Genomic DNA, 24,456 nt, shown 5'->3' on the forward strand with positions numbered 1-24,456 from the left:
AGGCTCTGGTAAGGCACAGGATTAGACACGAAGGTCCATTACACCGTACCTATACTAATTATCCATTTGTCTTCTGGAAGTGGCTCATGAAGTCTGTCAGTGCCTTAACACTCTCATAAGGAGCAGCATTATAAATGGAGGCACGGAGACCACCCACACTGCGATGTCCTTTCAGACCTACAAATCCTTCTTCCTCCGATGCCTTGATGAACTTTTTCTCCAGTTCCTCAGAAGCAAGACGGAAGGTTACATTCATAAGGGAACGATCTTCTTGTTCAACACAACCACGGTAGAAATCACCGGAAGCATCAATTGTGTTATAGAGCAATTCCGCTTTTTTCGTATTTTTTTGCTCAATACCAGCCAGTCCGCCCTGTTCTTCAATCCATTTCAATACTTCATTCACCATATATACCGAGAAGGATGGCGGCGTATTGTACAGGGAGTTGTTATCAACATGTGTGCTGTAACGAAGCATAGTTGGAATCGTTTTAGGCGATTCGCTCACCAGTTCCTCACGAGCAATTACAACTGTAATTCCGGATGGACCCAGGTTCTTCTGTGCACCCGCGTAGATCATGCCGAACTGATTAAGATCAAATGGTTTACAGAAAATATCACTCGACATGTCCGCAATCAGAGGTACTGAACCGGTATCCGGGAACGACTTGAATTGAGTACCTTCGATCGTTTCGTTGGAGGTCAGATGTACATAAGCCGTACGTTCTGGCAAACTCAGATTCGAAACATCCGGCAATTTCATAAACTTCTCTGCTTCTGAAGATGCAGCAACATGTGTCTCGCCGATCAACTTCGCCTCAGACAGAGCCTTTTTGGCCCAGCTGCCAGTCATTACGTAACTAGCTGTCTGTCCTGCTCCGAGCAGGTTCATTGGCAACATCGCGAACTGAGTGCTTGCACCGCCCTGCAGAAAGAGAACCTTGTATCCTTTTGGATTGCCTAGAAGCGACAACAACCGCTCCTGAGCTTCATTATGTACAGACTCGTACACCGCTCCACGGTGAGACATCTCCATAATCGACATGCCTGTATTACGAAAATCTACAAATTCCGCCTGTGCACGCTCCAGTACCTCAAGTGGTAACGCCGCAGGTCCTGCATTAAAGTTATACGCTCTTTTTGTCACAAAATCCCCCGCCCTTTCCATCCGTAACTCTGACATACAAACAGCATTTTACACAATTCGATTAGAATCGCTCACGGGTATAAGATATAGACAAATTGAATCATTTTGATCTATATCTTACTTATTGAAAGTCGCTCTATGGATTTGTGCAAAATGCACTCAAAGTAAATATTATCGCTATGATATCAGTATTCTCTATCTGCTTCAAGGGCAATATGCACTGAAGTGTTAAATTCAGGTCATCAAATTCCTTTATCACCCTGCAAAGTTAAAGCACTACATTGTTTAATTCAAGGAAAAGCCTCCGAGAGCGTGTCCCGGAGGCTTTAAGTTGGAACAAGAACTGTTCCGACCCCGACCGATTAGCAGTCGAAGTAAAGGCTGTACTCGTGCGGATGAATGCGGATCGCTACTGCTTTTGCTTCATCACGTTTGAGGTTGATGTAGTTTTCAATGAATTCTTTTGTGAATACGCCGCCTTCAGTCAAGAACTCGTTATCAGCTGCCAATGCATCAAGTGCTTCTTCGAGGGAAGCTGGCACACTGCGGATGTTTTCTTTATCTGCATCAGACAGGTCATAGATGTTTTTATCGAGAGGACCATATCCAAGCTCAGTTGGGTTGATTTTGCGTTTGATTCCATCCAGACCAGCCATCAACATTGCGGAGAATGCCAAGTATGGGTTAGCTGTGGAGTCTGGTGTACGGAACTCGATACGACAACCTTTTGGTGTCACAGCTGCAACCGGAATACGAACTGCTGCGGAACGGTTACCTTTGGAGTAAACCAGGTTTACTGGTGCTTCGTAACCAGGTACAAGACGTTTGAATGAGTTTGTACTAGGGTTAGTCAAAGCGATCAGTGCCGGAGCATGGTACAAGATACCTCCGATGTAGTGCAGTGCCATTTCACTCAGGTTAGCATATCCCGCTTTGTCATAGAACAATGGGGAATCGCCATCAAAGATGGATTGGTGAACGTGCATTCCGCTACCATTATCACCGAACAATGGTTTTGGCATGAATGTTGCTACTTTACCATATTGACGTGCAGTGTTGTGCACGATGTATTTGTATGCAAGCAGGTTATCTGCTGTTTTCTTCAGTGTATCAAAACGGAAGTTGATTTCGGCTTGACCCGCTGTCGCCACTTCATGGTGATGACGCTCGATCGACAGGCCTGCTTCTTCCAAAAGACGACACATTTCGCTACGAATATCTTGTTGTGTATCCACTGGCGCTACTGGAACATATCCACCTTTAGTGCGAACTTTGAAGCCCAGGTTACCGCCTTCTTCTTTGCGGTTGGTGTTCCATGAAGCTTCTTCGGAATCTACATAGTAGGAAGAGCTGTTCGTTCCGCTCTCATAACGTACATCGTCGAAGATGAAGAACTCGGATTCAGGTGCGAAGAATGCCGCTGTACCTACACCGCTCTCTTGCAAATAAGCTTCTGCTTTAACAGCGATGCTGCGTGGGTCACGCTCATAACGCTCGCCATCCGGAGTGAAGATATCACACATAACATTCAATGTAGGGTGTGCAGTGAACGGATCGACATAAGTCGCTTCAGGGTCTGGCATCATAACCATATCGGACTCTTCAATTCCGCGGAAACCTTGGATAGAAGAACCGTCAAAAGCTACTCCATTTACGAACGTGTCTGCATCAACAGCCGAAGCTGGCAACGAGATGTGATGTGCACGACCAGCTAAATCTACAAAACGAAAATCTACCCACTCGATGTTGTTCTCTTGAATTGATTTCAATACGTTTTCAACCGACATGTATTCGTCCTCCCAAATATTCCGAACATTAAACAACCCCACTAAGAAAATGTCTAAATTCGAATTTTTTTCTGTCGTCATTATAAATTTTAAAACCTGACATCGTCAATACTTATGTAAGGTATTTTTTGCGAGTATGTTAGCTATACTCACATTTTATAAATAACCTAAATTCATATAACAACTATAATTTTAAACATTTAACTGGTTTAATGCGGTAAAGCGACCCCTTTTTTATCCTAAATCATGGGAAAAACTTCACATCATAAATGTTTCTTATCACCATTGATTAATAAATACGTTCAAAACTGCAAAATATGCAAAAAACCGAGCATCTATCTGATTCCGTTGCAATGAACGAGACCAGAGGAGATGCCCGGATGATGATCCAGACCTTGCCTATGAAATTCTTATTATACGCCTACACGTGCCGGGAAAAATTCTGCCGGTTGTTTGGCTGTGCTGAATGATTTACCCACGATTGGTGCCAATTTCTCCAGATCCTGCAACAGGTTGGCGAATTGGTCAGGGAACAAGGATTGCACACCATCTCCTGTCATGGAGTTATCCGGATCAGTATGCATTTCAATGATCAGGCCATTGGCACCCGCAGCAACGGAAGCTTTTGTCATCGGTTCTACCAGTTCACGGCGTCCAGTACCATGGCTCGGATCGGAAATAACCGGCAAATGGCTCAGAGACTGCAGAACAGGGATCGCTGACAGATCCAGCGTATTCCGTGTGTAGGATTCAAACGTACGAATACCACGCTCACACAGCATAACATTTGGGTTACCACCCGCAAGAATGTATTCAGCCGCATTCAACAATTCATCGTATGTCGCACTGAAACCACGTTTCAACAATACCGGTTTGCCACACTCACCCAATTTGCGGAGCAGGTCAAAGTTCTGCATGTTACGTGTACCTACTTGCAGAATATCGGCGTACTCGGCGCAAATATCCACATATTCGGGTGTCATGACTTCTGTAATGGTCAGCAGATCATGTTTCTTTCCTGCTTCCGCCATCATGATCAATCCCTCTACGCCCGTTCCTTGGAAGCTGTAAGGACCCGTACGAGGCTTAAATGCTCCCCCACGTAACACTTGCCCACCAGCAGCTTTCACAAGCCCGGCAATCTCATCAATCTGTGCAGCGGATTCAACCGCACATGGTCCACCCATGACAACAAGTTCTTTTCCGCCGATATCTACACCCTTGATGGAGATTACCGTATCTTCCGGATGGAAGTCACGGCTTGCCAATTTGTAGGACTTCGAGATTTTAACGACATTCTCGACACCTTTCATTTGGCGAAGATGCTCTTGCATTTTAGGTTCAACTTTACCAATCAAACCAATGATGGTACGATCCTCTCCGCGAGAGATATGCACCTGAAGCCCTTCTTTTTCAATAACTGCAACGATATCCTGAATCTGTTCCTCCGGTGTAGCCTTGCCTGCAATAACGATCATATTAATTCCCATCCTTCCTTGTATGAGAGCACAATCATTTCTTAACGTGCGTCTGATTAAATATAAAAACTCTGTCGCGCTTAAACGCTTGTTCGCTTTTAAGCTTTTATCCGTTAAAGTGAATATACCATAGTTATCTTATTGCGTCAAGGTACACATTCCTTATCCACATACAAAAAGAACCCTGCTCCACAAGCTCCGACATTCGGATTTGCATAACAGGATTCTTCTCATTCACATCTCGTTTTTAATTCACATACACTTAGACTTACTTTTACATTAGCCGTGCCCTAAGGTGTACGTGTTTTTTCTCTAACTGGAGGCAGCAGTTTGCTCATGTTCACGGTACGTTTGATCTCCCACGTCTCCGGCTTGTCATGTTCATACTGCTCCAGGTAAAGGATGACTTCCTTCGTGATCGGTGTTGGTGTTGATGCACCCGAAGTAACCGCCACCTTATTTACACCTTTCAGCCATTCTTGCTGAATCTCGGAAACATCAGATACACGATAGGCCGTAACACCCGCAATCTCCTCCGACACTTGTGCCAGACGGTTAGAGTTATTGCTGCGAGGATCACCCACCACGATAACCAGGTCCGATTGACCTGCCTGTTCCGCAACAGCTTCCTGACGAACCTGAGTTGCGAGGCAAATCTCATTATGAATCTCTGCGCCCGGAAACTTCTCCAGCAGACGGCTCATAATGTGTTTGATATCCCACTGGCTCATCGTTGTCTGATTCGTAATAAGGATTTTGCCTGCAGGTACGTTCAGTTCTTCGATCTCTTCTTCCTTCTCGATCAGATGAACGAGATCTGGTGCAACACCTACGGCACCTTCTGGTTCAGGGTGATTCTTTTTGCCGATATAGATGATCTGATAACCTTCTGCCGTCTTCTCCCGAATGAGATCATGGGTCTTGGTGACATCAGGGCATGTTGCATCCACTGTTGTCAATCCTTTGTCCCGTGCCAGCTTGCGCACTTCAGGAGATACACCATGAGCTGTGAAAATAATCGTGCCACTCTCCACTTGGCTCAAAATATCCATCCGGTTCGGACCATCCAATGTAATAATACCTTCATCTTCAAAGGAATCCGTCACATGTTGGTTATGCACAATCATACCCAATATATAAATAGGTCGTGGTAAATCCAGATTGCGTGCCGCTTGACGCGCGAGCACCATCGCATCCACAACGCCGTAACAATATCCCCGCGGCGAAATTCGTAGTACTTCCACTTGGTTGCCACCCGCTTTCTTTCTCGGCAACGTTGCCGATGTAATTGCAGTCCTGTCTATTATACCTTTATTCGATAGGCGGAGCAAAGACAACCGGCAACCAGATAATAAAGGTGGTTCCTTCTCCACGTCTGGTCACAACCTCAACCGATCCATGGTGTTCCTCAATAATCCACTTTGCAATCGAAAGTCCCAGACCGATGCCCGGTGTCGCCCCACGGGATTCATCCGCCCGATAGAAGCGATCAAAGATGAACGGCACTTCGTCCCGATCCATCCCAATACCGGTGTCGCTGATGCGTAGTCCCACCTGGCCCTTGTATAATACGGCATCCAGCGTCACAGAGCCTTCAGGTGTGTATTTAAACGCATTTTCGATGAAAATAAACAACATCTGTTGCAGATAGTCCTTGCTACCGTTCACATAAATGCCGTTAAGGATGGAAAAATCTCCTGGAAGCCAGTCTGCCTGACGATCCAGAAATTGTGCTCTGCGTGCCACTTCCTGTACGAGTATCTGCAGCGGAATCGGATTCAGTTCAATTTTCTGACCCGTATCCGCTCTCGCCAGCGATAACATGTCGCTGATCAGCCTGCTCATACGTTTTCCCTCGTCCGCCATGTCTTCAATGGCTTCCAGCGACATTTGTTTGACGGTCTCCTCATCCAGATTCGGTCGGTCGGTTCCCTCCTGATCCCACAGCTTCTTCAGGAAGTCTACGTTCCCGCGAATGGTGGTCAGCGGCGTACGCAGTTCATGTGATGCATCGGATACAAAGCGGCGCTGGGCAGCATTCGTCTCCTCCAAACCACGGAATGACAATTCTGTACGTTCAAGCATATTATTCACCGTTTCAATCAGACGCCCGATCTCATCCTTCGGCCCAGCATATTGAATACGTACACTTAAGTCATCTCCAGATTGAATCTGATTGGCGGCATCAATGACAGTCACGAGCGGACGCATCGACTTGCGAGCCAAGACGAGACCTGAGGTAATAGCCAATGCCATCGCTACCAGCCAGCCAAAAACCAAAATATTAAGCAACGCTTCCAGCAAGCGCTCCTGTGAACTTACATTCGCACCAACCTGAAGAATCCCACGTACTTCATTGGTTCCCTGAAGAGAAAGGGGAAGCTGATTCACCAGAAAGGGTGTACCATCCACATAGATCTTGGATATGCCTCGCTTTTCAAGAATTTCATTGGCTTTTAATACCGGAAACTGAATCTCCAATTTTTTCATATTGCCGGAAATTATGCCTGAGCGACTCTGATAATCCCAGAGTTGAATGTAAATTTGTGCCTCCTGAAGCTGACTCTCTGTAAAGGGGTCCAGATCCAACGACTGTGAAAGAGGATTAACACCAATCTGTTCCGTAATCCGGGTACTCTTCACCTTCAATTGCTGTTCGACTTCCTGATAGGAGTTAAAATACACAAAGGCATAGATTACAACGCCCCAAAAGATAAGAACAGCCGCCAAAATGCCAGAATACCATGCGGTTAGTCTTAACCGGATGGACATATCAGGAGTCACCTCTCAGAATATAGCCGGCTCCCCGGATGGTCTGGATTAGACGCTTGCCACCGTATTCTTCGGTCTTCTGTCTGAGCATGGCAATGTACACTTCGAGCACGTTAGACTCACCGCTGTAATCATAACCCCAGATTTTGTCCATAATCAGATCACGGGACAGTACCCGTCTTGGATTTTGCATGAACAGATTCAACAGTTCAAATTCTTTGGCAGTCAGCTCCAGACGCTGCCCATCTCGCAATACTTCACGTGAGTCATTGTCCAAAATGATATCTTCATACATTAAGCGGTTGTCCGGCGTACCCGCACTATCTGACTTGCGGCGCAGCAATGCACGGACACGTGCCAATAATTCTTCCAGCGCAAAAGGTTTTACAAGGTAGTCATCGGCTCCTGTGTCCAGTCCGGTCACCCGGCTCTGTACTTCATCCTTGGCCGTCAGCATCAGCACAGGCACTTTACTGCCTGCTTCTCTCAATCTGCGACATACCTCAAATCCGTCAATCTGCGGCATCATCACATCCAGCACAACGATGTCCGGCTCCTTGTCCATCAGTTTGCTGAGGCCTTCGGCTCCATTGGAAGCCGTCTGTACCTCATATCCTTCAAAAGCCAGCCCCCGGCGGAGCATGGATACAATTTTTTCGTCATCATCCACAATCAAAATAGTTGAGCGCATGGTGGTCTTTCTCCTTTATCCTAACGTTTTATCCCATTGTAACAGGCAGAAGCACAATCTGCATCTTCAAGTAGGCGTCTCCAATCCGTCCTGGTCCATTGTAACCTTGCTCCATCAGGGCAAAAAAAACGGAAGGGCCTTCAAACCCTTCCGTTCTGTTAATCCTTGCCCGATATTTATGGTTGCTGCTGTTGTGTATCTGTTGTTTGTGAAGTATCAAAATCATTTTTGTTGCCGATTTTGATTTTCAGATCCATCTTCTTACCGTCACGGACCACGTTTAATGTCACTTCACTGCCGATTTCCTGTTTCTTGATAAAATCAATCAGATCTTGACTTGTCGCGTACGGCGTACCGTTGGCACCTGTGATGATGTCATATGCACGAAGATCTGCTTGGTAAGCCGGTGATTGGAAGATCGTGCTGGCTACGACAGAACCTTCGGTAACGTCTGTTCCCATTTGTTTAGCAACTTCAGGCGTGAGAGCCATCAGAGACGCACCGATAAAGGGTACTGGCTCTTTGGGAACTTCTTTGTTTTCTTTAAGATATTTAACAGCTTCAGAAATGACGCTCGACGGGATTGCAAAACCAATACCCTGTGCATCTGCGCTTACTGCAACGTTCATTCCGATAACTTCCCCATTCAGGTTAAGCAACGGACCACCGGAGTTACCCGGATTAATCGAAGCATCTGTTTGCAGCAGATGACTGTACTCACGTGTTTTTCCTGTTTCTTCATCTGGAATGCTGATCGTACGTTCTTTGGCACTCAATACACCTGCTGTAACCGTGTGTTCGAATCCTTCAGGGTTACCAATAGCTACAAGCCATTCACCGACTTGAGTACTGTTGGAATCACCCAGTGGAGCTACAGGGAACGCATCGTCACCACTGTTTTTCTCAATTTTCAATACAGCCAAATCCAGATCAAAGCTGCTTCCCAGCAATTTAGCTTCATAAGGTTTACTGTTGTTCTCCAGGGTTACCTGGATTACGTCTGCACCCTGAACCACGTGTTGGTTCGTCAGGATATATCCTTCTTTGTCAAAAATGAACCCGGAACCAATGCCCATAGGCACAAGCTGATTACTACTTTGTGGTTGCTGGCTTTGGCCTTGATTGCCTTCTGTTCCGCCACCATTACCAAAGAAGTATTGGTACAGCGGATCACTTGTATTTGATCCACCCTGACCCAATCCTGTACGTGAGGACTGCTTCGCGAGTGTTTCGATTTTGACGACAGCCGGACTTGTACTTGTTACTACGGAAGACACATCTTCTTTGCCTGTTGGCAGTAACGACGCTGTGACATTGTTGCCTCCGCCTGTGTTTGTGGACGCTTCCTGTCCTGAACTTTGATTGTCCGTGTTCGTAAGTGCCGTCTCCGGTGTAAACATGTTTGTTCTGTCAGCTGTGTACATGAGAACGGTGATGACCAGCATACCGGCAATAAAGGAAAATAGAAGTGATCTTACGGAAGAACGTGGCTTGCGGTTATTATAGTTCCAGTTGCCTTTGCCTCCGTTCCCTTGATCTCCACCGTTACCTGAGCCGTTTCCGCCGCCTGCTGATGATCTTTTCGCTTGTTCGGATGATTCACTATTATAGTAAGTAGGTACGGGTCTCACCGGATCAGGTTTTGTAATCTCTACATTTCCTTCTTCACGCTGATTATTGCTTCCCATGTGATTTGCTGTATCTTCCTGATTCACGGACTGAAAAGGTCCATAAGAATAATAATAGGAGGATTCGTCCGTTCCGGAAGAATTGCGGTTCTCCGTTTGTTTGGTTTCGTTTTCCTCGTCTTGACGGTTCGATCTATAGTTGCGTTCGTCCATGCCTCTCTACCTCCCAATCTCTTATTCCCAAGAGATATTCTTTAACTGTCCTTATTTTGTACTTTAAACCTTAACCGTACCTTAAAAACAATTAAAAAGGAGATAAAAGCACGTAAGAATAGACTCTTTTCCCCGTCATGACAGCATTTTACCCTTTCGTTTTCACCCATCCCTGACGATGCGCATAGATTGCCAATTGTGTACGATCATCCATCTCACATTTCATCAGCAGGTTACTCACATGTGTTTTGACGGTTTTGATACTGATATGTAATTCTTCTCCAATGTCTTTGTTGGTCTTCCCCTCTGCAATAAGCAGCAGCACTTCCTTCTCCCGTTCAGTCAGACCCGATTCACTCTCTCTCGCTGTACGTTGTCTGATTCCCCGGGTTAACGCCTGCGACACATCACCTGTCATAACAGGCATGCCTCTATAGGCCCCTTGCAGAGCATAGATCAGTTCTTCAGCAGAGACTGTCTTCAGTACATAACTTACCGCACCCGCTTCAATCGCTTGCACAACCAGATCATCCTCCAGGAAACTGGTGAGCATCACAATTTTCATCCCTGGAAATTCAGTCATAATGGCTTTTGTTGCTTCAGCGCCATTCATTACCGGCATCATCAGATCCATTAGAATCAGGTCCGGCATTTCACTATCATTTAACTTACGTAACTGATCAAGCGCATCCTGCCCGTGGCCCGCTTCTCCCATCACATGAAAAGTAGGTTCCAGCATTAGATATGTTTTCAACCCCATGCGCACCATATCATGGTCATCCACAATCATCACGTTCACTTTACCACTCATTCCGTCTCCCCCTCTGGTTCACTCAGGAACGTTCGGGAATTTCGGGATCAATACCCGCACCGTCGTTCCCGCTCCCGGTTTCGATATAATCTGAACTTGCCCCCCAAGCTTCTCCGCCCGTTCACGCATGGTAGATAACCCGTATGAACCCGGACGCTCCGCTTGCTGCAAAAATCCCTGACCATCATCGCTGATGCTCATGCTGATCTGATGTTCACTCTCCCGTATGGACAGACTAACCACTCCCGCCTCTGCATGCTTCACAACATTGGCAACTGCCTCCTGAATAACAAGAAACAGCTGGTGCTCAATGGCATCCGAGATTCCGCCATCCAGTTCCAGCTCTTTCACACCTTTAAGACCATTCTGCCTGCAATAATCAGGAAACCAACTATCCAGTGCTGCGGTGAGGTCACGCCCTTCCAGCTCCACCGGTCGAAGTTGGGCAATCAGTCCTCGCATCTGACGCTGTGCAATATGTGACATCTGGATCAACTGGTCCAGTACTTTACCGCCATGTTCAGGATTCATCTCCAGCAGACGAGGTAAGGACGAAGCCGACATATGCATGGCAAACAGCTGCTGGCTAACCGTGTCATGGAGGTCCCTTGCCATTCGTTTGCGCTCTTCAAGCACAGCCCGCTCCGAGGCTTGCTCCTTCTCAATGACTTCCTGCTCACCGAGGCGCTGAAGCAGTCTCATCTTTTTCTCAATTGAATCCATCATGACATTGAACTCCTGATAGACACGACCAAATGAAGCGTCATCCGCTTCAGGCATGCGCACCGCCAGATTACCCTTGGATACTTTTAACATGTTGAGATCTAGCAGGTCGATCTTACGCTGAAGTCGTAATGCAGCGATATATCCGGTAATAACGGTGGCCAGCACAACAACGGCTACATAGGTCCATGCCCGCTGACGACCAGCCCCCATCAATACCTCTCCATACAATAGATAGAAGCCGCCCAGCGTAATCAGACCAGTTAGCGCAAAATACATCATCAGTTCCCATTTATTGGCCTTGAGAATTGTTCGAATCATGCGTTAACCCACCTTATTCACTTTGACGTCTCCGATAAACACACTTACAATAATGCGTACCTTTTTGCTTGCTTCACGATAATGAGCCGTTTCAGCTTGAGCACTACTCAGGAATCCGCCGCGTTTCTGGTTCAACAGTGACATATCTCCAATGAAGGAATTTGTCGTCACCGTCACACCCAGATCCATATCTTCTGGAACAAATACTTTCACATCCCCAATAAATGAAGAAATGACAATCTTCGTCTCCCCATAAGGAATCTGTGCCTTGGTCAAATCAATTACAGTATCTCCGATAAAAGCCGAGATGTTCATTGGTTTCAACGAGAACACTTCCTGCCCCATGTACAGATCACCGATGAACGCCGATTTGTTAATGGTATTGCCACTGCCATAATCCCCATAACCATTTCCGTAGCCATCATCATAATGTTCTCCATATCCGGTATCGTTAGAGTTATACGATTGATGTTTCTTCTTATATTGATGCCCTTGTGATGATGAATCCGTTGATCCTGTGAAATGAGGGCCATGTGCATCGTTCTTCTGTTCCTGTTTTGGTTTGCCAAATGTTTTCTCGAATTGTTCGTCAAACGAAGATGGCATCTCCAAATCCTCAGGGGACAACGGTTTATAAGGTTGCTCAGGTGCTGGAGGTGGCTGCATCTTGTCATGATGTTTCCGATCACGACGTCGTGGCCCAATCAGTACAAACAATCCTCCGCCAATCAGCATAACCGGGATCAGATAACGAATGAACTCCCCCATGGAGTAATCAATCCATCCCAGGTTACGGGCAAGAAAGTAACCACCTATCGCCAGTACAATTACCGGTCCAATAAAGGCGTAACCCCCGTTGCGGCGAATCTCGGATATTCCTTTGGCCCCCCACCAGATTAGAAATAACGGCCAATATGTTCTGAAAATATATCCTACATCAATGTCATATCCCAATTGTCTGAACAAGATCATCGCACCAATAGCAATAAGAGGTATGCCAACCCACCAGCGGTCACGCGTCGATCGTTTCATCGCTCATGTCTCCTTTGTCTGTATTATGTATCCAGTGTAACTCAGACAAGACAATGAGAACAGCGGCGGCAGATGGAATCCATCTCGGTCTCGAGACTGAGATGGGAGGATATTAATGTAAAAACTTCGCATATGTAAAACACCCCGGAGCTGCTGCTCCAGGGTGCTGAATCATCATCTGATTAATGAATCTTCAATTATTTTTTGTATTTTGATGCTTTGCCTTGACCTTGGCCAGTTTGTCCTGTGTTTTCTACACCGAACTCGGCATTGTATTTTTCATCAGGTGTTTGGAAATTATCTTGTACTTTGTTTTGAGCGGATTGCTTCACTTTTGCTGCTGCATTCTCTTCTCCAAACTCTGCATTGTACTTCTCGTTTGGCGTTTGGTACCCTTGTGATTTTTTAGCCACAACGAATCACCTCTCTCTTCATATTTACGATGCATTGCTGCACCGCGGGGTTCGTCCCCAGTCAATATTATGTGGAGAGAGCACTTCTGTTATTCATGTTCACATGTGAAATTAAATGGCCTTGTCCAACCAGGAATCCGGTACGGATTTGTACACGTCGATTGCATCGGCTAACTCGCTGAGCATCTTCTCTGTACACTTTCCAGCGCCTTGCCTGATCACCTGTACCTCCACATCCTTTTTGCCCCACTCTTTGTACACTTGCTTGGTTGTCGGGAAATACAGATCGATTTTATTGCCTTTGATCGCTGAACCCGTATCTGCAACAATTCCGTAACCATAGCCCGGAATGTACAGAATGGAACCCATTGGGAATAATTTTGGATCAGCTGCAATCGTGGAAACTGTTTCTTTATCACGGCGTACTTTGACACCGGAATACGTAATTCCGTATTGAGGATGTTTGGGTCCTTTTCCTGTAGACTCCACACCTGCCGTATATCCCGTTGCTGTAACCTTTTGTGTACCCAGAATTTGTTCTGAACGCGGAGCAAGCACCGGCATAGAAGGATCTGCCACTTGTTTTTCTGGAAGCTCAGGTCTTGGAATGACCATTGGTTGTGGTGACCACAATAAAGCCATATACACCATGGTTGTCAGCTGGGCCTCATCGCTGTATTGATGGCTGACCTGTTCCGGAAATTCTTGATCAGACTTGCTCGAAGTTTCAATCATCAGACCTTCACTGCCGCTGCTCTGACTCTCGACATGCAGTACCGTACTTTCCTCTTCAAATGTATAGGCATCCGCCTGATTCAGGTTAATCATCATCCCGGCGAATATCACACAGCCAAACAATAAACCCCGTATATGTTTCTTTTGAATTGAGAATTGCTTTTTCATTGTATAACCTCCCCCTCACTGCAAAGGTTTTCCAAAAAGCAATTAATCTATACTTTTTACTGCAAACACTACGAAAAAACGCCTGGATAACATAGGTCAATCCCATGTTATCCAGGCGTTATGGAGATGATCAGCGCAGCTTATGCACTGGTTATCTGATAGATCATTTGTTCATTTATACCAAACGTGTTGCAATTTCTTCTTTCAATTGAGCAATAATTTCATCAACCGGTTTCATGCCCAGATCGCCTTCTCCACGCTTACGCACGGATACTGCTTCTGCATTACGCTCATTCTCACCAACAACAAACATATAAGGCATTTTCTCAAGCTGCGCCTCACGGATTTTATATCCAAGCTTCTCATTCCGCAGATCGGCTTCAGCAGAGATTCCCGCACGTTTCAGCTTCGCTTCCACTTCACGCGCATAATCGTCGAAGTTTCCGGATACCGGGATCACTTTAGCCTGAACCGGAGACAACCACAGCGGGAAAGCTCCTGCAAAGTTCTCCAGCAAGAATGCTGTGAAACGTTCCATTGTACTAATTACACCGCGGTGAATAACGACCGGACGATGTTTCTGTCCGTCATCTCCCACATATTCAAGTTCAAAGCGCTCAGGCAACAGGAAGTCCAGTTGAACTGTAGACAATGTCTCTTCTTTGCCCAGGGCTGTTTTGATCTGCACATCCAGCTTCGGACCGTAGAACGCCGCTTCACCTTCAGCTTCATAGAAAGGAAGGTCAAGTTCTTCCACAACTTCACGCAGCATGCGTTGGGACATCTCCCACATCTCGTCGTTCTGGAAGTATTTCTCGGTATCCTTCGGATCGCGATAGGACAGACGGAAACGATATTCGTTGATACCAAAATCCTTGTACACGGTTTGAATCAACTCGATAACACGAGCGAACTCTTCTTTGATCTGATCCGGCCGTGCAAAAATGTGTGAGTCGTTCAGTGTCATTGCACGTACACGGTGCAGACCTGTTAACGCCCCCGACATTTCATAACGGTGCATCATGCCAAGCTCCGCAATCCGGATTGGCAGATCACGGTAGCTGTGCATGCTGGACTTGTACACCATCATATGGTGAGGACAGTTCATTGGACGGAGAACAAGTTCCTCGTTATCCATTACCATTTTCGGGAACATATCTTCCTGGTAGTGCTCCCAGTGTCCAGATGTTTTGTACAATTCCACGTTACCCAGAACTGGTGTGTATACATGCTGGTATCCCAGGCTTTCTTCCAGATCCACAATATAACGCTCCAGAGTACGGCGCAGCTTCGCACCGTTAGGCAACCAGATTGGCAAGCCTTGACCGACCAGTTGGGAGAATGTGAACATTTCCAGCTCTTTACCCAACTTACGGTGATCCCGTTTTTTAGCTTCTTCGAGGAAGTGCAAATGCTCGTCCAGCTGTGCTTTTTTCACAAAAGCCGTACCATAGATACGTTGAAGCATTTTGTTTTTGCTATCTCCACGCCAGTAAGCACCAGCAACATTCATCAGTTTGAACACTTTGATTTTGCTAGTCGATGGAACGTGAGGGCCACGACACAAGTCGAAGAATTCACCTTGCTCATAAATCGTGATCACGCTGTCCGCTGGCAAATCACGAATCAACTCAAGCTTGTAAGGATCGCCCACTTCTTCAAACGTTTTGATCGCGTCCTCGCGGCTAACTTCCTTACGTACAATTGGCAAGTTCTCGTTTACAATACGTTCCATTTCCTTCTCGATCTTTTGCAGATCTTCAGGATTAAGCGGGTGTTCGAGGTCCATATCATAGTAGAAACCATCTTCGATGACAGGGCCAATACCGAGGCGTACCTCTTGATTACCATATAAACGTTTCACTGCTTGAGCCATCAAGTGAGCTGTACTATGACGCATCACTTCAAGTCCTTCTGGTGAATCCAGAGTTACGATCTCCACCAATGCTCCTTCATGAAGGGTAGTGGACAAGTCCACCACGATACCATCCAGCTTGCCGGCTACGGCATTTTTGCGCAATCCGCTGCTAATTGAAGCGGCTACGTCCTCAATGGTGCTGCCATCCGCGTACTCACGTACCGAACCATCCGGTAATTTAATGTTCACTGCCATTTGTCTCATTCCTCCTGTTAATGTAACCTTCACATCCAAATGTTCTTGGACTGATTATCTATTGCTATTCCAGTCATTTTGCAAAGGAACGCAAAAAACACCCGTCCCGGCAAAGGGACGAGTGTTATATACTCGTGGTTCCACCCTAATTCAGCTGATTCATCCTATTCGAAAATACAGCCCTCATTGGCATGACGATAACGGGCATGACCCGGCAGATCCTTACTCGCGGATAATCCCCAATAAAGGCGATATTCTAACTCCACTTTCAAAATTGCAGCTACAAAGGGGTAAACCATACGTGATATCCGGAGGAAATTTCAGCCTAGGTTCCTCTCTCTGCACTGATCTAGCGTGTGGTCATTGTCTTTGTCAACGCTTTTGGTTCAATGGTTCACATGAAAAATTCATGGATCAACAGTTATTATAATTGCCGAGATCACTTGCGTCAAGACCTGTCAACAATCCTGAGCGCAGCACTTCGCATTCCGGGCAATGATGACATATTTGCACTTTGTCTTCAAAGATCTGGCATATGGTCGAGATGATTGGCAGATCCGGGGTACGTGTATGAAGCATGACTTTCTCAGGAGAGATTGAAATGAGTGTACTTACAATCATATCTTCAATATCCATCTCCAGTTCCAGACCCGGCATTTCCACAACAACCTGTTCATCCTTTTGCACGGGTAACAGATTAAGTCCCGCATCCAGCACCTGAAATTCATGCATTCCCTTGTGTACAAGATGGACCAGAGGTACTTTGGCTTCTTGAAAAAACACAAAATATTTCAACAGCCCCATAAACTCTTCATACTGCCGATCCATCCAGAATTCATCCAGCGCATACTCCACTAATTCCTGGAGCTCCTGCTTGTATGGCCGTATGCGGAAGTTGATAATGCCTTCAAGGTGAAAAAAATGAACATCCTCCAGGTCCTGCCGTAGTCCACTGGCTAACGTAGTACGGCGCCGCTCCCGAAGTCCGGGCTGATCCAGATCACCATTTAATAGAAGTGGCATGCAGATTCGATTGACCTTCTCCACCTCATGCTCATCCATGACAGAACATGCCTTGGCGATCATATCCTCCACCATGCTCCGTTCTTGTGTCTCCATAATGAAGTCGGCGAGTCCAAGGGAGAGCAGATCACTGATCCGGGGAAGCCATTGCTGGAAGTCTTCGTGATTCTCATTCCCTCTGCATACCCAGGTTGCTCTTCCATCATTATGTTTGAAGGTGAGCCGAAATCCTCTTTTACTTATATGTAAACCTTTGGTTTTTTCCTTGACACAACGATAAAATTGATCCGCTTCCTCTTGCCCCGATACATCGGTCCATACAGCAAACAGTTCCACAAGAATCACTCCTTTCCTTCCTGTTCAAAGTATATGGCAAGGCCGATGGGGATATACGAAGCGGATTGATGGAAAGCGTGTCATGATTTCTCAGTATATTATGAAGAGGTTTGGAGTTAAGACAAAAATGTGTTATTATTTTAATAACAGTATGTTTCACGGAAAAGGAGGGAAGCCAAAATGAGACAACAACCTAGAATACTCCACTACACTATCATTATCATTTTGTGCGTTTTCCAAGCCTTGTGCTTCCCTATTCCGATGCAGTCCGAATCTGCCGTTGGGGTGTCTGTTGACGCAACTTCCAACAAGGAAGTGCTGTCGCAAATACCCGAATCCCAGCAGAAACCTGTTATTCGCAAATACCCACAAGTCATGTCCAAGCTGATTGCGGTTACGCATAATAAGCCTGTCTTTCTTGTCCTCGCATTGTTATTGATGCTGCGAATCCCTACAACGGGTCTGTCCTTTAAACCGTGGTATTGTCTGTTTAAACGCAGATTATTTCTGCTACCTATTAAGTTTACCAGCATGTATGTATCCCTCACCCCTATAGCACCAAAATACGTGAACGCTCTTCACTAGCCGTTACACCGTATTTACAGGTTGCTTTTGCATGGAGACACCTCTGTATTTAAGACGGTGCGCTTGTGCATAACTTATAACCCTTTTAGCACACGTTAGATAAACCAATGTTTACACAGTACCTATTTTTGTTGTACGACAAATTCAAATCATATGGCTGTGTCAGGAATTTCTGGCTCTGTTTACCCGCATCTTTTGATGTTCCTTTGAGCAGCAGATTTATCATTTTCGGGAAATAAGCCTGTCTTCTGTGGCCAGCCCCTAATTATAAGGAGGCAACAATCCATGGATGTACGCGAAACAGACTTGCCGGGAATCGGCAAAAAATTTCAGATTGAAACAAGCAGCGGTGATAAAATTGTCATTATTATTCACGATGACGGTCGCCGGGAAATGTACCACTTCGAGTATGATGATCCCGATCAAAGCATCTCGATGATCACACTTGACGATTACGAAGCACGACAAATTGCTGCTATTGTTGGTGGATTAACTTACAAACCAAAGCAGCTTGAAAATATTGAAGTAACGTTTGACGACCTGATTATTGAGTGGTACAAAATCGAACCTTCCTTTGGGAGTATCGGCAAATCCATCGGTGAATTGGACGTACGTCAAAACTCTGGGGCAACGGTTATCGCCGTTGTAGAGAAAAATCACAAAAAACATATCAGCCCAGGTCCGGAGGTAGTTATCAGTGCAGAATCCACGGTAGTAGCCGTTGGCGAACGCAATCAGCAGAAACTGTTTAAATCCCTCCTCCTGACTGGAAGGGGGTAAATAGATGGATCATTTGATATTCGAAGTAGGTCTGGCCCTTGTGCTCATTGCGGCAGCCGGCCTTTTATCGGCAAAACTAAGATTTTCGGTCGTTCCGTTTTATATTCTGATCGGGATGGCCGTTGGGCCACATGCCATGAAAATCTGGCATCTGGACTTCCGTTTTATTGAGAGTCAGCCTTTTATTGAATTTATGGGTCGGATCGGTATCCTGTTCCTTCTCTTCTACCTTGGACTTGAATTCTCGGTAGGTCGTTTAATTAAATCGGGTCGCTCTATTGCAGTTGGCGGCTCGATCTACATCGGGATTAACTTTACGCTGGGATTAATATTCGGATTTATGTCCGGTTTCCCAGTTGCAGAAGCACTTATTATCGCAGGTATAACTACCATCTCTTCCAGTGCCATCGTGGCCAAGGTACTCGTTGATTTGAAACGAACGGCCAACCCGGAAACAGAGATGATACTCGGTATTATTATGTTCGAAGATGTATTCCTCGCTGTATATATCTCGATCTTGTCCGGACTTGTGCTTAGTGATTCATCCTCCATCGGAGGCGTCATCATGTCCGCACTTATTGCCCTCGGATTCATGCTTATCGTGATTATCCTTGGACGCAAAGCAACACCACTACTAAACAAATTGCTTAAAATTCGATCGAATGAGCTATTCTCTCTTGTTGTATTTGGAGCCTTGTTCCTGGTAGCCGGTTTCTCTGAAACCATTCATGTTGCCGAAGCGATTGGTGCATTACTGGTTGGACTGGTGCTTGCTGAAACAGAACACGCGAAGCGGATTGAGCACTTGATTCTGCCGTTCCGTGACTTCTTCGGAGCCATCTTCTTCTTCAGCTTTGGATTGTCCATTGACCCATTATCTCTGGGTGGCGAAGCCGTATGGTTAGCTCTGATTGCAGTTGTTATTACATTGTTCGGTAACTTCCTGGCAGGTATGATGGCCGGACGCAGTGCAGGACTATCGCCCAAAGCATCGGCCAATATTGGATTAACCATTGTGTCACGGGGTGAATTCTCCATCATCTTGGCCAACATGGGTAAAGCAGGAGGACTGCTGCCAATGATTCAACCGTTTGCCGCACTGTATGTCCTAATTCTGGCCATTCTGGGTCCTTTATTAACCAAAGAGTCCAAACATGTATTCCGTTTATTGGATAAAATATTTAAGTTCAAAGATCCTCGGAAAAAGAAAGAAGAACCGAAGGTTCTGCAGAAAGAAGGATAATCCCTATGTCTGTGCAGAACAGACATACTATCGTACTTCGCGGCTCTACGCCGATCTTTCTGTGACTAACCCAGGGGGATGGCTCGAAAGCCGCACTAAGGAGGATGACCTATGAAAGCACCTCTGATATCGGCTAATCCGGTGCCAAACACCGCCAAGACCAGGATATCGTCTACCCGCCGCTGGTTAAACCTGTTTCTCGTTATTGCGGGCGGAATTCTGGCCTCCGTGGGACTTGAATTGTTCTTACACCCCAATAAGATTATTATTGGAGGCATTACAGGCATTTCCTCACTCTTCGCCCACTGGACCGAAATGAGGATTGGATTGTTCCTATTTTTATTCAATGTTCCGTTTATATTTCTGTCTTACAAGATTGTGCAGAAGAAATTTGTACTGGTTACTGTTCTAGGTTTGGTTGTCTTTTCGATCGGTGCCATTGTGCTTCATCCCATGCCGCCACTTGTAGAGCATCCGCTGGCTGCCGCCATGTTTGGCGGATTATGCCTCGGACTCGGAATTGGGCTCGTCGTGCGGTATGGCGGGACACTGGATACGCTGGAAATCGGTGATCCGTCTTCCCGCCCACCTGAACGTGTATTTAGCGGAAAACGGATGCTTATCGAAAAAATAATCATGCTGCTTAACTTGTTGATACTGACAGCCGCTGGTGTTGTCTTTGGCTGGGACCAAGCGATGTATTCCGTAATCGCCTACCTTATTGCTTATGAAATGGTGTACATTGCGTTCAGGGGCTTCTCTTCCAAACGCAAAGTATGCATTTTGACCACACAAAGCTCTCAAGTTGAAAAAGCTGTACGCAAACGGCTACGCCGTGAACCTGGAATTCTGGAAGCCACTTCTGACTCAACACAACTCGCGATGGCGGAAGGATGGATCAGGCAAATCCCGGGTGCACTTTATTATGAGGTACATGTGCTGGAGATGATCTGGTTGAAGTCCATTGTGCATCACATTGATCCACATGCGGGTATTGTGACAAATCCGGAAAAATAAAAAAACGCTCTCTTACCCTATGGATGGACAGTATTGTCCAACAAGGTCAGAGAGCGTTTTTTCTGTTTTTATAATTAATTGATATTATAGTTCAACGATGGCTTTGACTACATGTGAATCTGGCAATAGCCATTGGTCTATTGCAGTAGGTAACTCATCAAATTCCACGCGGTGTGTGATATACCCATCCATACTTAATTTCTTTTGACGCAAGGTGGACAGGACCTGTTCAAAATCTTCACGGGTTGCGTTTCGACTGCCCAGGATACTCATTTCCCGCTTGTGAAACTCAGGATCATGAAAGGTAATATCCGCTTTCACCAGTCCTACAAAAATGAGTTGACCACTATGCGCAACATATTGAATGGCCTCATTCATGGAATTCACGTTACCTGTTGCATCGAAGACAGCCGTAGCATAGTCGCCTCCCGTGATTTCAGCCACTTGCTGCACAGCTTGTTCATTAGCTTGAACCAGTACATCCGCTCCAGCCCATGTTCGGCTAAGCTCCAGCCTGTCCAGATTACGATCAACGGCAATAACACGCGCCCCCGCCTGTTTGGCAAATGCCATCACACCCAATCCAATAGGGCCAGCTCCAATCACAACCACATGCTCACCAGGTTTAATTCCTGCTCTTCTGACGGCATGGGCTCCAATGCTTAATGGTTCTACCATTGCCGTCTCATCCAGCGTCAAACCTTCTGCTGAGAGCAAATGTGAGACAGGCATGCTGATTTTTTCTCTCATGCCTCCGTCTACGTGCACACCCATGACTTGCATGGACGCACAACAATTGGTTTTTCCACTGCGACATGCAATACAGTGACCACAATGAAGATACGGAATAATACTTACCTGATCCCCAGGCTGTAACCCAGCCTCGTTCGGACCGATTTCTTCAATAACAGCCGCCAGTTCATGACCCAGAACACGAGGATAGGTAAAGAATGGCTGATTGCCTTTGTACGCATGCAGATCCGTTCCACAGATCCCAATCCGTCGAATGGCAATCAACGCCTCCCCTTCTGCTCGTTCCGGTTGTGGCAGATCTTGCAGCTCCAAACGGTCTATTTCTTCACATACAATGCCTCTCATCCTTGTTCCCCCTTGGACGCTTCTGATGTCATGTTATTATGCTTTGTATTATACTCAGGACGTCCGCTTGACCACGTCTCGTTATGCAATGGAGCCAGAATGCGCAGCACTTCATCCAGCAGACCCTGATCTATCGGTTCCTCTATCCAGGCTGCGTTATTAACGATATTGCGCTGGTTGGCACTGCTCACCAGTGTTGTTGGAATACGTTCATTCGCCGTCGAGAATTGCACGGCCAGCTTGGCAATGTCACTGCCTTGTTCTGCACAGAAGCGGGCAGCCTTCAGGCAGAGCTGTTTCACCCGTTCATCTGCCGGATGCCAGGCAGGAGCACCTCGAGTACTTAACAAGCCCATAGAAAGAGGCGAAGCATTCACAAGGCCAATTTCTTTTTTTTCCAACAAGGGCAATAACGATAATAATGAGGTATCATTCAATGAATAATGACAATACGAGATGATCGCATCCGCATCGATCTGTGGCAGAACCTTCTCGAATAAAGGCAAGGGCAATCCACAAATGCCCGCATGTCGTATAACTCCCTGCTCTTTCAGTCGCAGCAACGTTGGAAAGGCTTCTTCTACGATGATCTCTGCTGGCACAAATTCAATATCATGCAGGAACAGAATGTCGATATAGTCTGTATGCAGTCGATCCAGGCTCTCTTGCACGCTATCCAGAATCCGCTGACGTGAAAAATCAAACTCATTTTCCCCATACCGTCCGGCTTTGGTTGATAACATATATGAACTGCGCGGCAAGCTGCGGATGGCTTCACCCAACACTGTCTCCGCCTTTGTCAGGCCGTAGTAAGGTGAAACGTCTATGTAATTCATCCCCGCATCTACGGCCGCATGTACAGTGCGAATCCCTTCGTCCCGGTCAATGTCACGAAATACAGAACCGAGTGAGGATGCCCCAAAGCTCAATACAGGTACGTCCAGTTCCGTCTTGCCAAGTATTCTTCTCTTCATCGGTTTACCCCTTCCAGCGTGTCTGACTACACAAGTTCCCTTTCATTGTAACAGTTCAATTTCAATATAAAATATCGCCAATTGCGTAACATGTACTGTTTGATGACCTCAATCCGCAGAAACAAATCAAAAAGCCCGCCGTCTCTCCAAACGGAGTAGTCAGCGGGCTTGGTTTCATAAATACTTATCTAACGATCAGCATTTATGGGAGTAGTATTCAAATAATCAGGATTAGTTCTGCATTACGAAATCTTCATGCACGGAATTCTCTTCGTCGAACATGCGCACAATCTCGTATCGGGTGTTACGTTGTGCCGGAATATAACCGGACTCCCGAATCAAACGCAGAATGGATTCAATGTTAACTTTGTAAGTTGCACCAGCAGCAGATACTACATTCTCTTCAATCATGGTGCTACCGAAGTCATTGCAGCCAAATTCAAGCGACTTCTTACCAATCTCAGGACCCATCGTTACCCAAGAGGATTGAATGTTCTTGATATTATCCAGCACCAGTCGGCTGATGGCTACAGTCTTCAAGTACTCTTCTGGAGTCTGACGCTCCAGCTTCAGGTTGGTATTGTCTGGCTGGAAAGTCCACGGAATGAACGCCAGGAAACCTTCGGAGTCATACTTGTTCGCAATACATTCGTCCTGAGCTTCACGTACACGGAGCAAGTGCAATGCACGCTCTTCCATCGATTCACCAAGGCCGATAACCATTGTTGCCGTGGTGTTCATACCGATGCGGTGTGCAGTTTGCATAACGTCCATCCAATCCCGCCATGAGCCTTTCAAACGGCTAATCTTCCGACGTGTGCGGTCATCCAGAATTTCAGCGCCGCCACCAGGCAAGGAATCCAGTCCAGCTTCGTGAATGGCACGAACAACCTCTTCCAATGTAAGGCCATCGGATACTTCAACCATTTTCATAATCTCCGCTGGAGAGAAAGAGTGCATCGTGATGTTCGGGAAACGCTCTTTGATGGCTTTCAACAGGTCTGTATAATAACTGAAAGGCAAGTTTGGATTCGTTCCACCTTGCATCAAAATCTCGGTACCATTCACATCTTCCGTTTCCTGAATCTTCTGGAAAATAACTTCGTCTGGAAGCACATACCCTTCATCCGAACCGGGTCTGCGATAGAAAGCACAAAAACGGCAGTACACATCACACACGTTTGTGTAGTTGACGTTACGCCCAATTACAAATGTTCTGTATGGTTCAGGGTGCATGCGTTTCATAATGACATTAGCAGCTGCCCCGATTTTGTCCACTTCATCGGATTCAAATAACTGAATCGTGTCTTCCAAGTCCAAACGTTCGCCCCGAAGGGCTTTATCTAAGATACGGTCTACCGTACTCAT

The 24,456-nt window shown here is 46.2% G+C and carries 21 protein-coding genes; 4 read left to right on the plus strand and 17 right to left on the minus strand.

The features are described from left to right. Positions 1-58: 58 nt before the first annotated feature. The 14 genes from serC to NSQ38_RS26865 all read right to left on the minus strand — a co-directional run bounded on the left by serC (position 59) and on the right by NSQ38_RS26865 (position 17,400). Complete coding sequence (gene serC / locus NSQ38_RS26800; protein ID WP_074094319.1) at positions 59-1,147, minus strand: 3-phosphoserine/phosphohydroxythreonine transaminase; 1,089 nt, start codon at positions 1,145-1,147, stop codon at positions 59-61. A gap of 362 nt (positions 1,148-1,509) precedes the next feature. Continuing rightward, positions 1,510-2,934 (minus strand): type I glutamate--ammonia ligase, encoded by a 1,425-nt coding sequence (gene glnA, locus NSQ38_RS26805; protein ID WP_074094318.1) that lies wholly within the window; start codon positions 2,932-2,934, stop codon positions 1,510-1,512. Between the two features lie 413 nt (positions 2,935-3,347). Continuing rightward, the gene (gene aroF, locus NSQ38_RS26810) at positions 3,348-4,412 is read right to left on the minus strand and encodes a 3-deoxy-7-phosphoheptulonate synthase (protein WP_036610039.1); all 1,065 of its coding nucleotides are present in this window, start codon (positions 4,410-4,412) and stop codon (positions 3,348-3,350) included. A gap of 290 nt (positions 4,413-4,702) precedes the next feature. Next, on the minus strand, positions 4,703-5,656 hold the full coding sequence (locus NSQ38_RS26815; RefSeq protein ID WP_339790724.1) for a 4-hydroxy-3-methylbut-2-enyl diphosphate reductase: 954 nt from the start codon (positions 5,654-5,656) through the stop codon (positions 4,703-4,705). Between the two features lie 67 nt (positions 5,657-5,723). Further along, positions 5,724-7,184 (minus strand): HAMP domain-containing sensor histidine kinase, encoded by a 1,461-nt coding sequence (locus tag NSQ38_RS26820; RefSeq protein ID WP_338593004.1) that lies wholly within the window; start codon positions 7,182-7,184, stop codon positions 5,724-5,726. 1 nt (position 7,185) lies between these two features. Next, positions 7,186-7,875: a response regulator transcription factor gene (locus tag NSQ38_RS26825; RefSeq protein ID WP_036610048.1), complete on the minus strand. Its 690-nt coding sequence runs from the start codon at positions 7,873-7,875 to the stop codon at positions 7,186-7,188. 176 nt (positions 7,876-8,051) lie between these two features. Next, positions 8,052-9,716: a trypsin-like peptidase domain-containing protein gene (locus tag NSQ38_RS26830; RefSeq protein WP_091014685.1), complete on the minus strand. Its 1,665-nt coding sequence runs from the start codon at positions 9,714-9,716 to the stop codon at positions 8,052-8,054. A gap of 148 nt (positions 9,717-9,864) precedes the next feature. Next, the gene (locus tag NSQ38_RS26835; protein WP_017689597.1) at positions 9,865-10,527 is read right to left on the minus strand and encodes a response regulator transcription factor; all 663 of its coding nucleotides are present in this window, start codon (positions 10,525-10,527) and stop codon (positions 9,865-9,867) included. An 18-nt stretch (positions 10,528-10,545) separates the two neighbouring features. Beyond that, a complete protein-coding gene (locus tag NSQ38_RS26840; protein WP_036669825.1) occupies positions 10,546-11,571 on the minus strand; it encodes a sensor histidine kinase in 1,026 nt (341 codons plus the stop codon). 3 nt (positions 11,572-11,574) lie between these two features. Continuing rightward, positions 11,575-12,603 (minus strand): cell wall-active antibiotics response protein LiaF, encoded by a 1,029-nt coding sequence (gene liaF / locus NSQ38_RS26845; RefSeq protein WP_339784929.1) that lies wholly within the window; start codon positions 12,601-12,603, stop codon positions 11,575-11,577. Positions 12,604-12,800: 197 nt separating this feature from the next. Continuing rightward, a complete protein-coding gene (locus NSQ38_RS26850; protein WP_036610057.1) occupies positions 12,801-13,016 on the minus strand; it encodes a hypothetical protein in 216 nt (71 codons plus the stop codon). 111 nt (positions 13,017-13,127) lie between these two features. Continuing rightward, positions 13,128-13,919, minus strand: coding sequence for a 3D domain-containing protein (locus NSQ38_RS26855; protein WP_339784931.1), 792 nt, complete (start codon positions 13,917-13,919; stop codon positions 13,128-13,130). Between the two features lie 175 nt (positions 13,920-14,094). Then, positions 14,095-16,032 carry a threonine--tRNA ligase gene (thrS, locus tag NSQ38_RS26860; protein WP_339784933.1) on the minus strand — a complete coding sequence of 646 codons (1,938 nt, stop codon included), beginning with the start codon at positions 16,030-16,032 and terminating at the stop codon, positions 14,095-14,097. 414 nt (positions 16,033-16,446) lie between these two features. Next, entirely contained in the window at positions 16,447-17,400 is a 954-nt protein-coding gene (locus NSQ38_RS26865) for a putative sporulation protein YtxC (RefSeq protein ID WP_051447153.1), read from the minus strand. Between the two features lie 171 nt (positions 17,401-17,571). Here NSQ38_RS26865 and NSQ38_RS26870 point away from each other — a divergent pair, with 171 nt between their 5' ends. The 4 genes from NSQ38_RS26870 (at position 17,572) to NSQ38_RS26885 (ending at position 21,016) form a co-directional block, all read left to right on the plus strand. Continuing rightward, the gene (locus tag NSQ38_RS26870) at positions 17,572-17,976 is read left to right on the plus strand and encodes a hypothetical protein (protein ID WP_339784935.1); all 405 of its coding nucleotides are present in this window, start codon (positions 17,572-17,574) and stop codon (positions 17,974-17,976) included. Positions 17,977-18,261: 285 nt separating this feature from the next. Beyond that, positions 18,262-18,756: a cation:proton antiporter regulatory subunit gene (locus NSQ38_RS26875; protein ID WP_036610059.1), complete on the plus strand. Its 495-nt coding sequence runs from the start codon at positions 18,262-18,264 to the stop codon at positions 18,754-18,756. A 4-nt stretch (positions 18,757-18,760) separates the two neighbouring features. Then, positions 18,761-19,999, plus strand: coding sequence for a cation:proton antiporter (locus NSQ38_RS26880; RefSeq protein ID WP_076289901.1), 1,239 nt, complete (start codon positions 18,761-18,763; stop codon positions 19,997-19,999). Positions 20,000-20,110: 111 nt separating this feature from the next. Further along, positions 20,111-21,016, plus strand: coding sequence for a YitT family protein (locus tag NSQ38_RS26885; protein WP_339784937.1), 906 nt, complete (start codon positions 20,111-20,113; stop codon positions 21,014-21,016). An 84-nt stretch (positions 21,017-21,100) separates the two neighbouring features. On the opposite strand, the gene NSQ38_RS26890 is transcribed toward NSQ38_RS26885, so the two are convergent. From NSQ38_RS26890 to mqnC, 3 genes are all read right to left on the minus strand, one after another. Then, on the minus strand, positions 21,101-22,114 hold the full coding sequence (locus NSQ38_RS26890) for a zinc-binding alcohol dehydrogenase family protein (RefSeq protein ID WP_339784939.1): 1,014 nt from the start codon (positions 22,112-22,114) through the stop codon (positions 21,101-21,103). Then, positions 22,111-23,088: an aldo/keto reductase gene (locus NSQ38_RS26895; RefSeq protein ID WP_339784941.1), complete on the minus strand. Its 978-nt coding sequence runs from the start codon at positions 23,086-23,088 to the stop codon at positions 22,111-22,113. The genes NSQ38_RS26890 and NSQ38_RS26895 overlap by 4 nt, the downstream gene beginning before the upstream one ends. Before the next feature lie 231 nt (positions 23,089-23,319). Then, entirely contained in the window at positions 23,320-24,456 is a 1,137-nt protein-coding gene (mqnC, locus tag NSQ38_RS26900; protein ID WP_339784943.1) for a cyclic dehypoxanthinyl futalosine synthase, read from the minus strand.

It is taken from the genome of Paenibacillus sp. FSL R7-0313 (genome assembly GCF_037969885.1).
Taxonomy (GTDB): domain Bacteria; phylum Bacillota; class Bacilli; order Paenibacillales; family Paenibacillaceae; genus Paenibacillus.

What these genes read in the sequence shown, in the direction of transcription:
- glnA (WP_074094318.1), bottom strand. Translation starts at nt 2,934, where the DNA reads ATGTCGGTTGAAAACGTATTGAAATCAATTCAAGAGAACAACATCGAG.
- aroF (WP_036610039.1), bottom strand. Translation starts at nt 4,412, where the DNA reads ATGATCGTTATTGCAGGCAAGGCTACACCGGAGGAACAGATTCAGGAT.
- NSQ38_RS26820 (WP_338593004.1), bottom strand. Translation starts at nt 7,184, where the DNA reads ATGTCCATCCGGTTAAGACTAACCGCATGGTATTCTGGCATTTTGGCG.
- NSQ38_RS26825 (WP_036610048.1), bottom strand. Translation starts at nt 7,875, where the DNA reads ATGCGCTCAACTATTTTGATTGTGGATGATGACGAAAAAATTGTATCC.
- NSQ38_RS26830 (WP_091014685.1), bottom strand. Translation starts at nt 9,716, where the DNA reads ATGGACGAACGCAACTATAGATCGAACCGTCAAGACGAGGAAAACGAA.
- NSQ38_RS26835 (WP_017689597.1), bottom strand. Translation starts at nt 10,527, where the DNA reads ATGAGTGGTAAAGTGAACGTGATGATTGTGGATGACCATGATATGGTG.
- NSQ38_RS26840 (WP_036669825.1), bottom strand. Translation starts at nt 11,571, where the DNA reads ATGATTCGAACAATTCTCAAGGCCAATAAATGGGAACTGATGATGTAT.
- liaF (WP_339784929.1), bottom strand. Translation starts at nt 12,603, where the DNA reads ATGAAACGATCGACGCGTGACCGCTGGTGGGTTGGCATACCTCTTATT.
- NSQ38_RS26855 (WP_339784931.1), bottom strand. Translation starts at nt 13,919, where the DNA reads ATGAAAAAGCAATTCTCAATTCAAAAGAAACATATACGGGGTTTATTG.
- thrS (WP_339784933.1), bottom strand. Translation starts at nt 16,032, where the DNA reads ATGGCAGTGAACATTAAATTACCGGATGGTTCGGTACGTGAGTACGCG.
- NSQ38_RS26870 (WP_339784935.1), top strand. Translation starts at nt 17,572, where the DNA reads ATGAGACAACAACCTAGAATACTCCACTACACTATCATTATCATTTTG.
- NSQ38_RS26875 (WP_036610059.1), top strand. Translation starts at nt 18,262, where the DNA reads ATGGATGTACGCGAAACAGACTTGCCGGGAATCGGCAAAAAATTTCAG.
- NSQ38_RS26880 (WP_076289901.1), top strand. Translation starts at nt 18,761, where the DNA reads ATGGATCATTTGATATTCGAAGTAGGTCTGGCCCTTGTGCTCATTGCG.
- NSQ38_RS26885 (WP_339784937.1), top strand. Translation starts at nt 20,111, where the DNA reads ATGAAAGCACCTCTGATATCGGCTAATCCGGTGCCAAACACCGCCAAG.
- NSQ38_RS26890 (WP_339784939.1), bottom strand. Translation starts at nt 22,114, where the DNA reads ATGAGAGGCATTGTATGTGAAGAAATAGACCGTTTGGAGCTGCAAGAT.
- NSQ38_RS26895 (WP_339784941.1), bottom strand. Translation starts at nt 23,088, where the DNA reads ATGAAGAGAAGAATACTTGGCAAGACGGAACTGGACGTACCTGTATTG.
- mqnC (WP_339784943.1), bottom strand. Translation starts at nt 24,456, where the DNA reads ATGAGTACGGTAGACCGTATCTTAGATAAAGCCCTTCGGGGCGAACGT.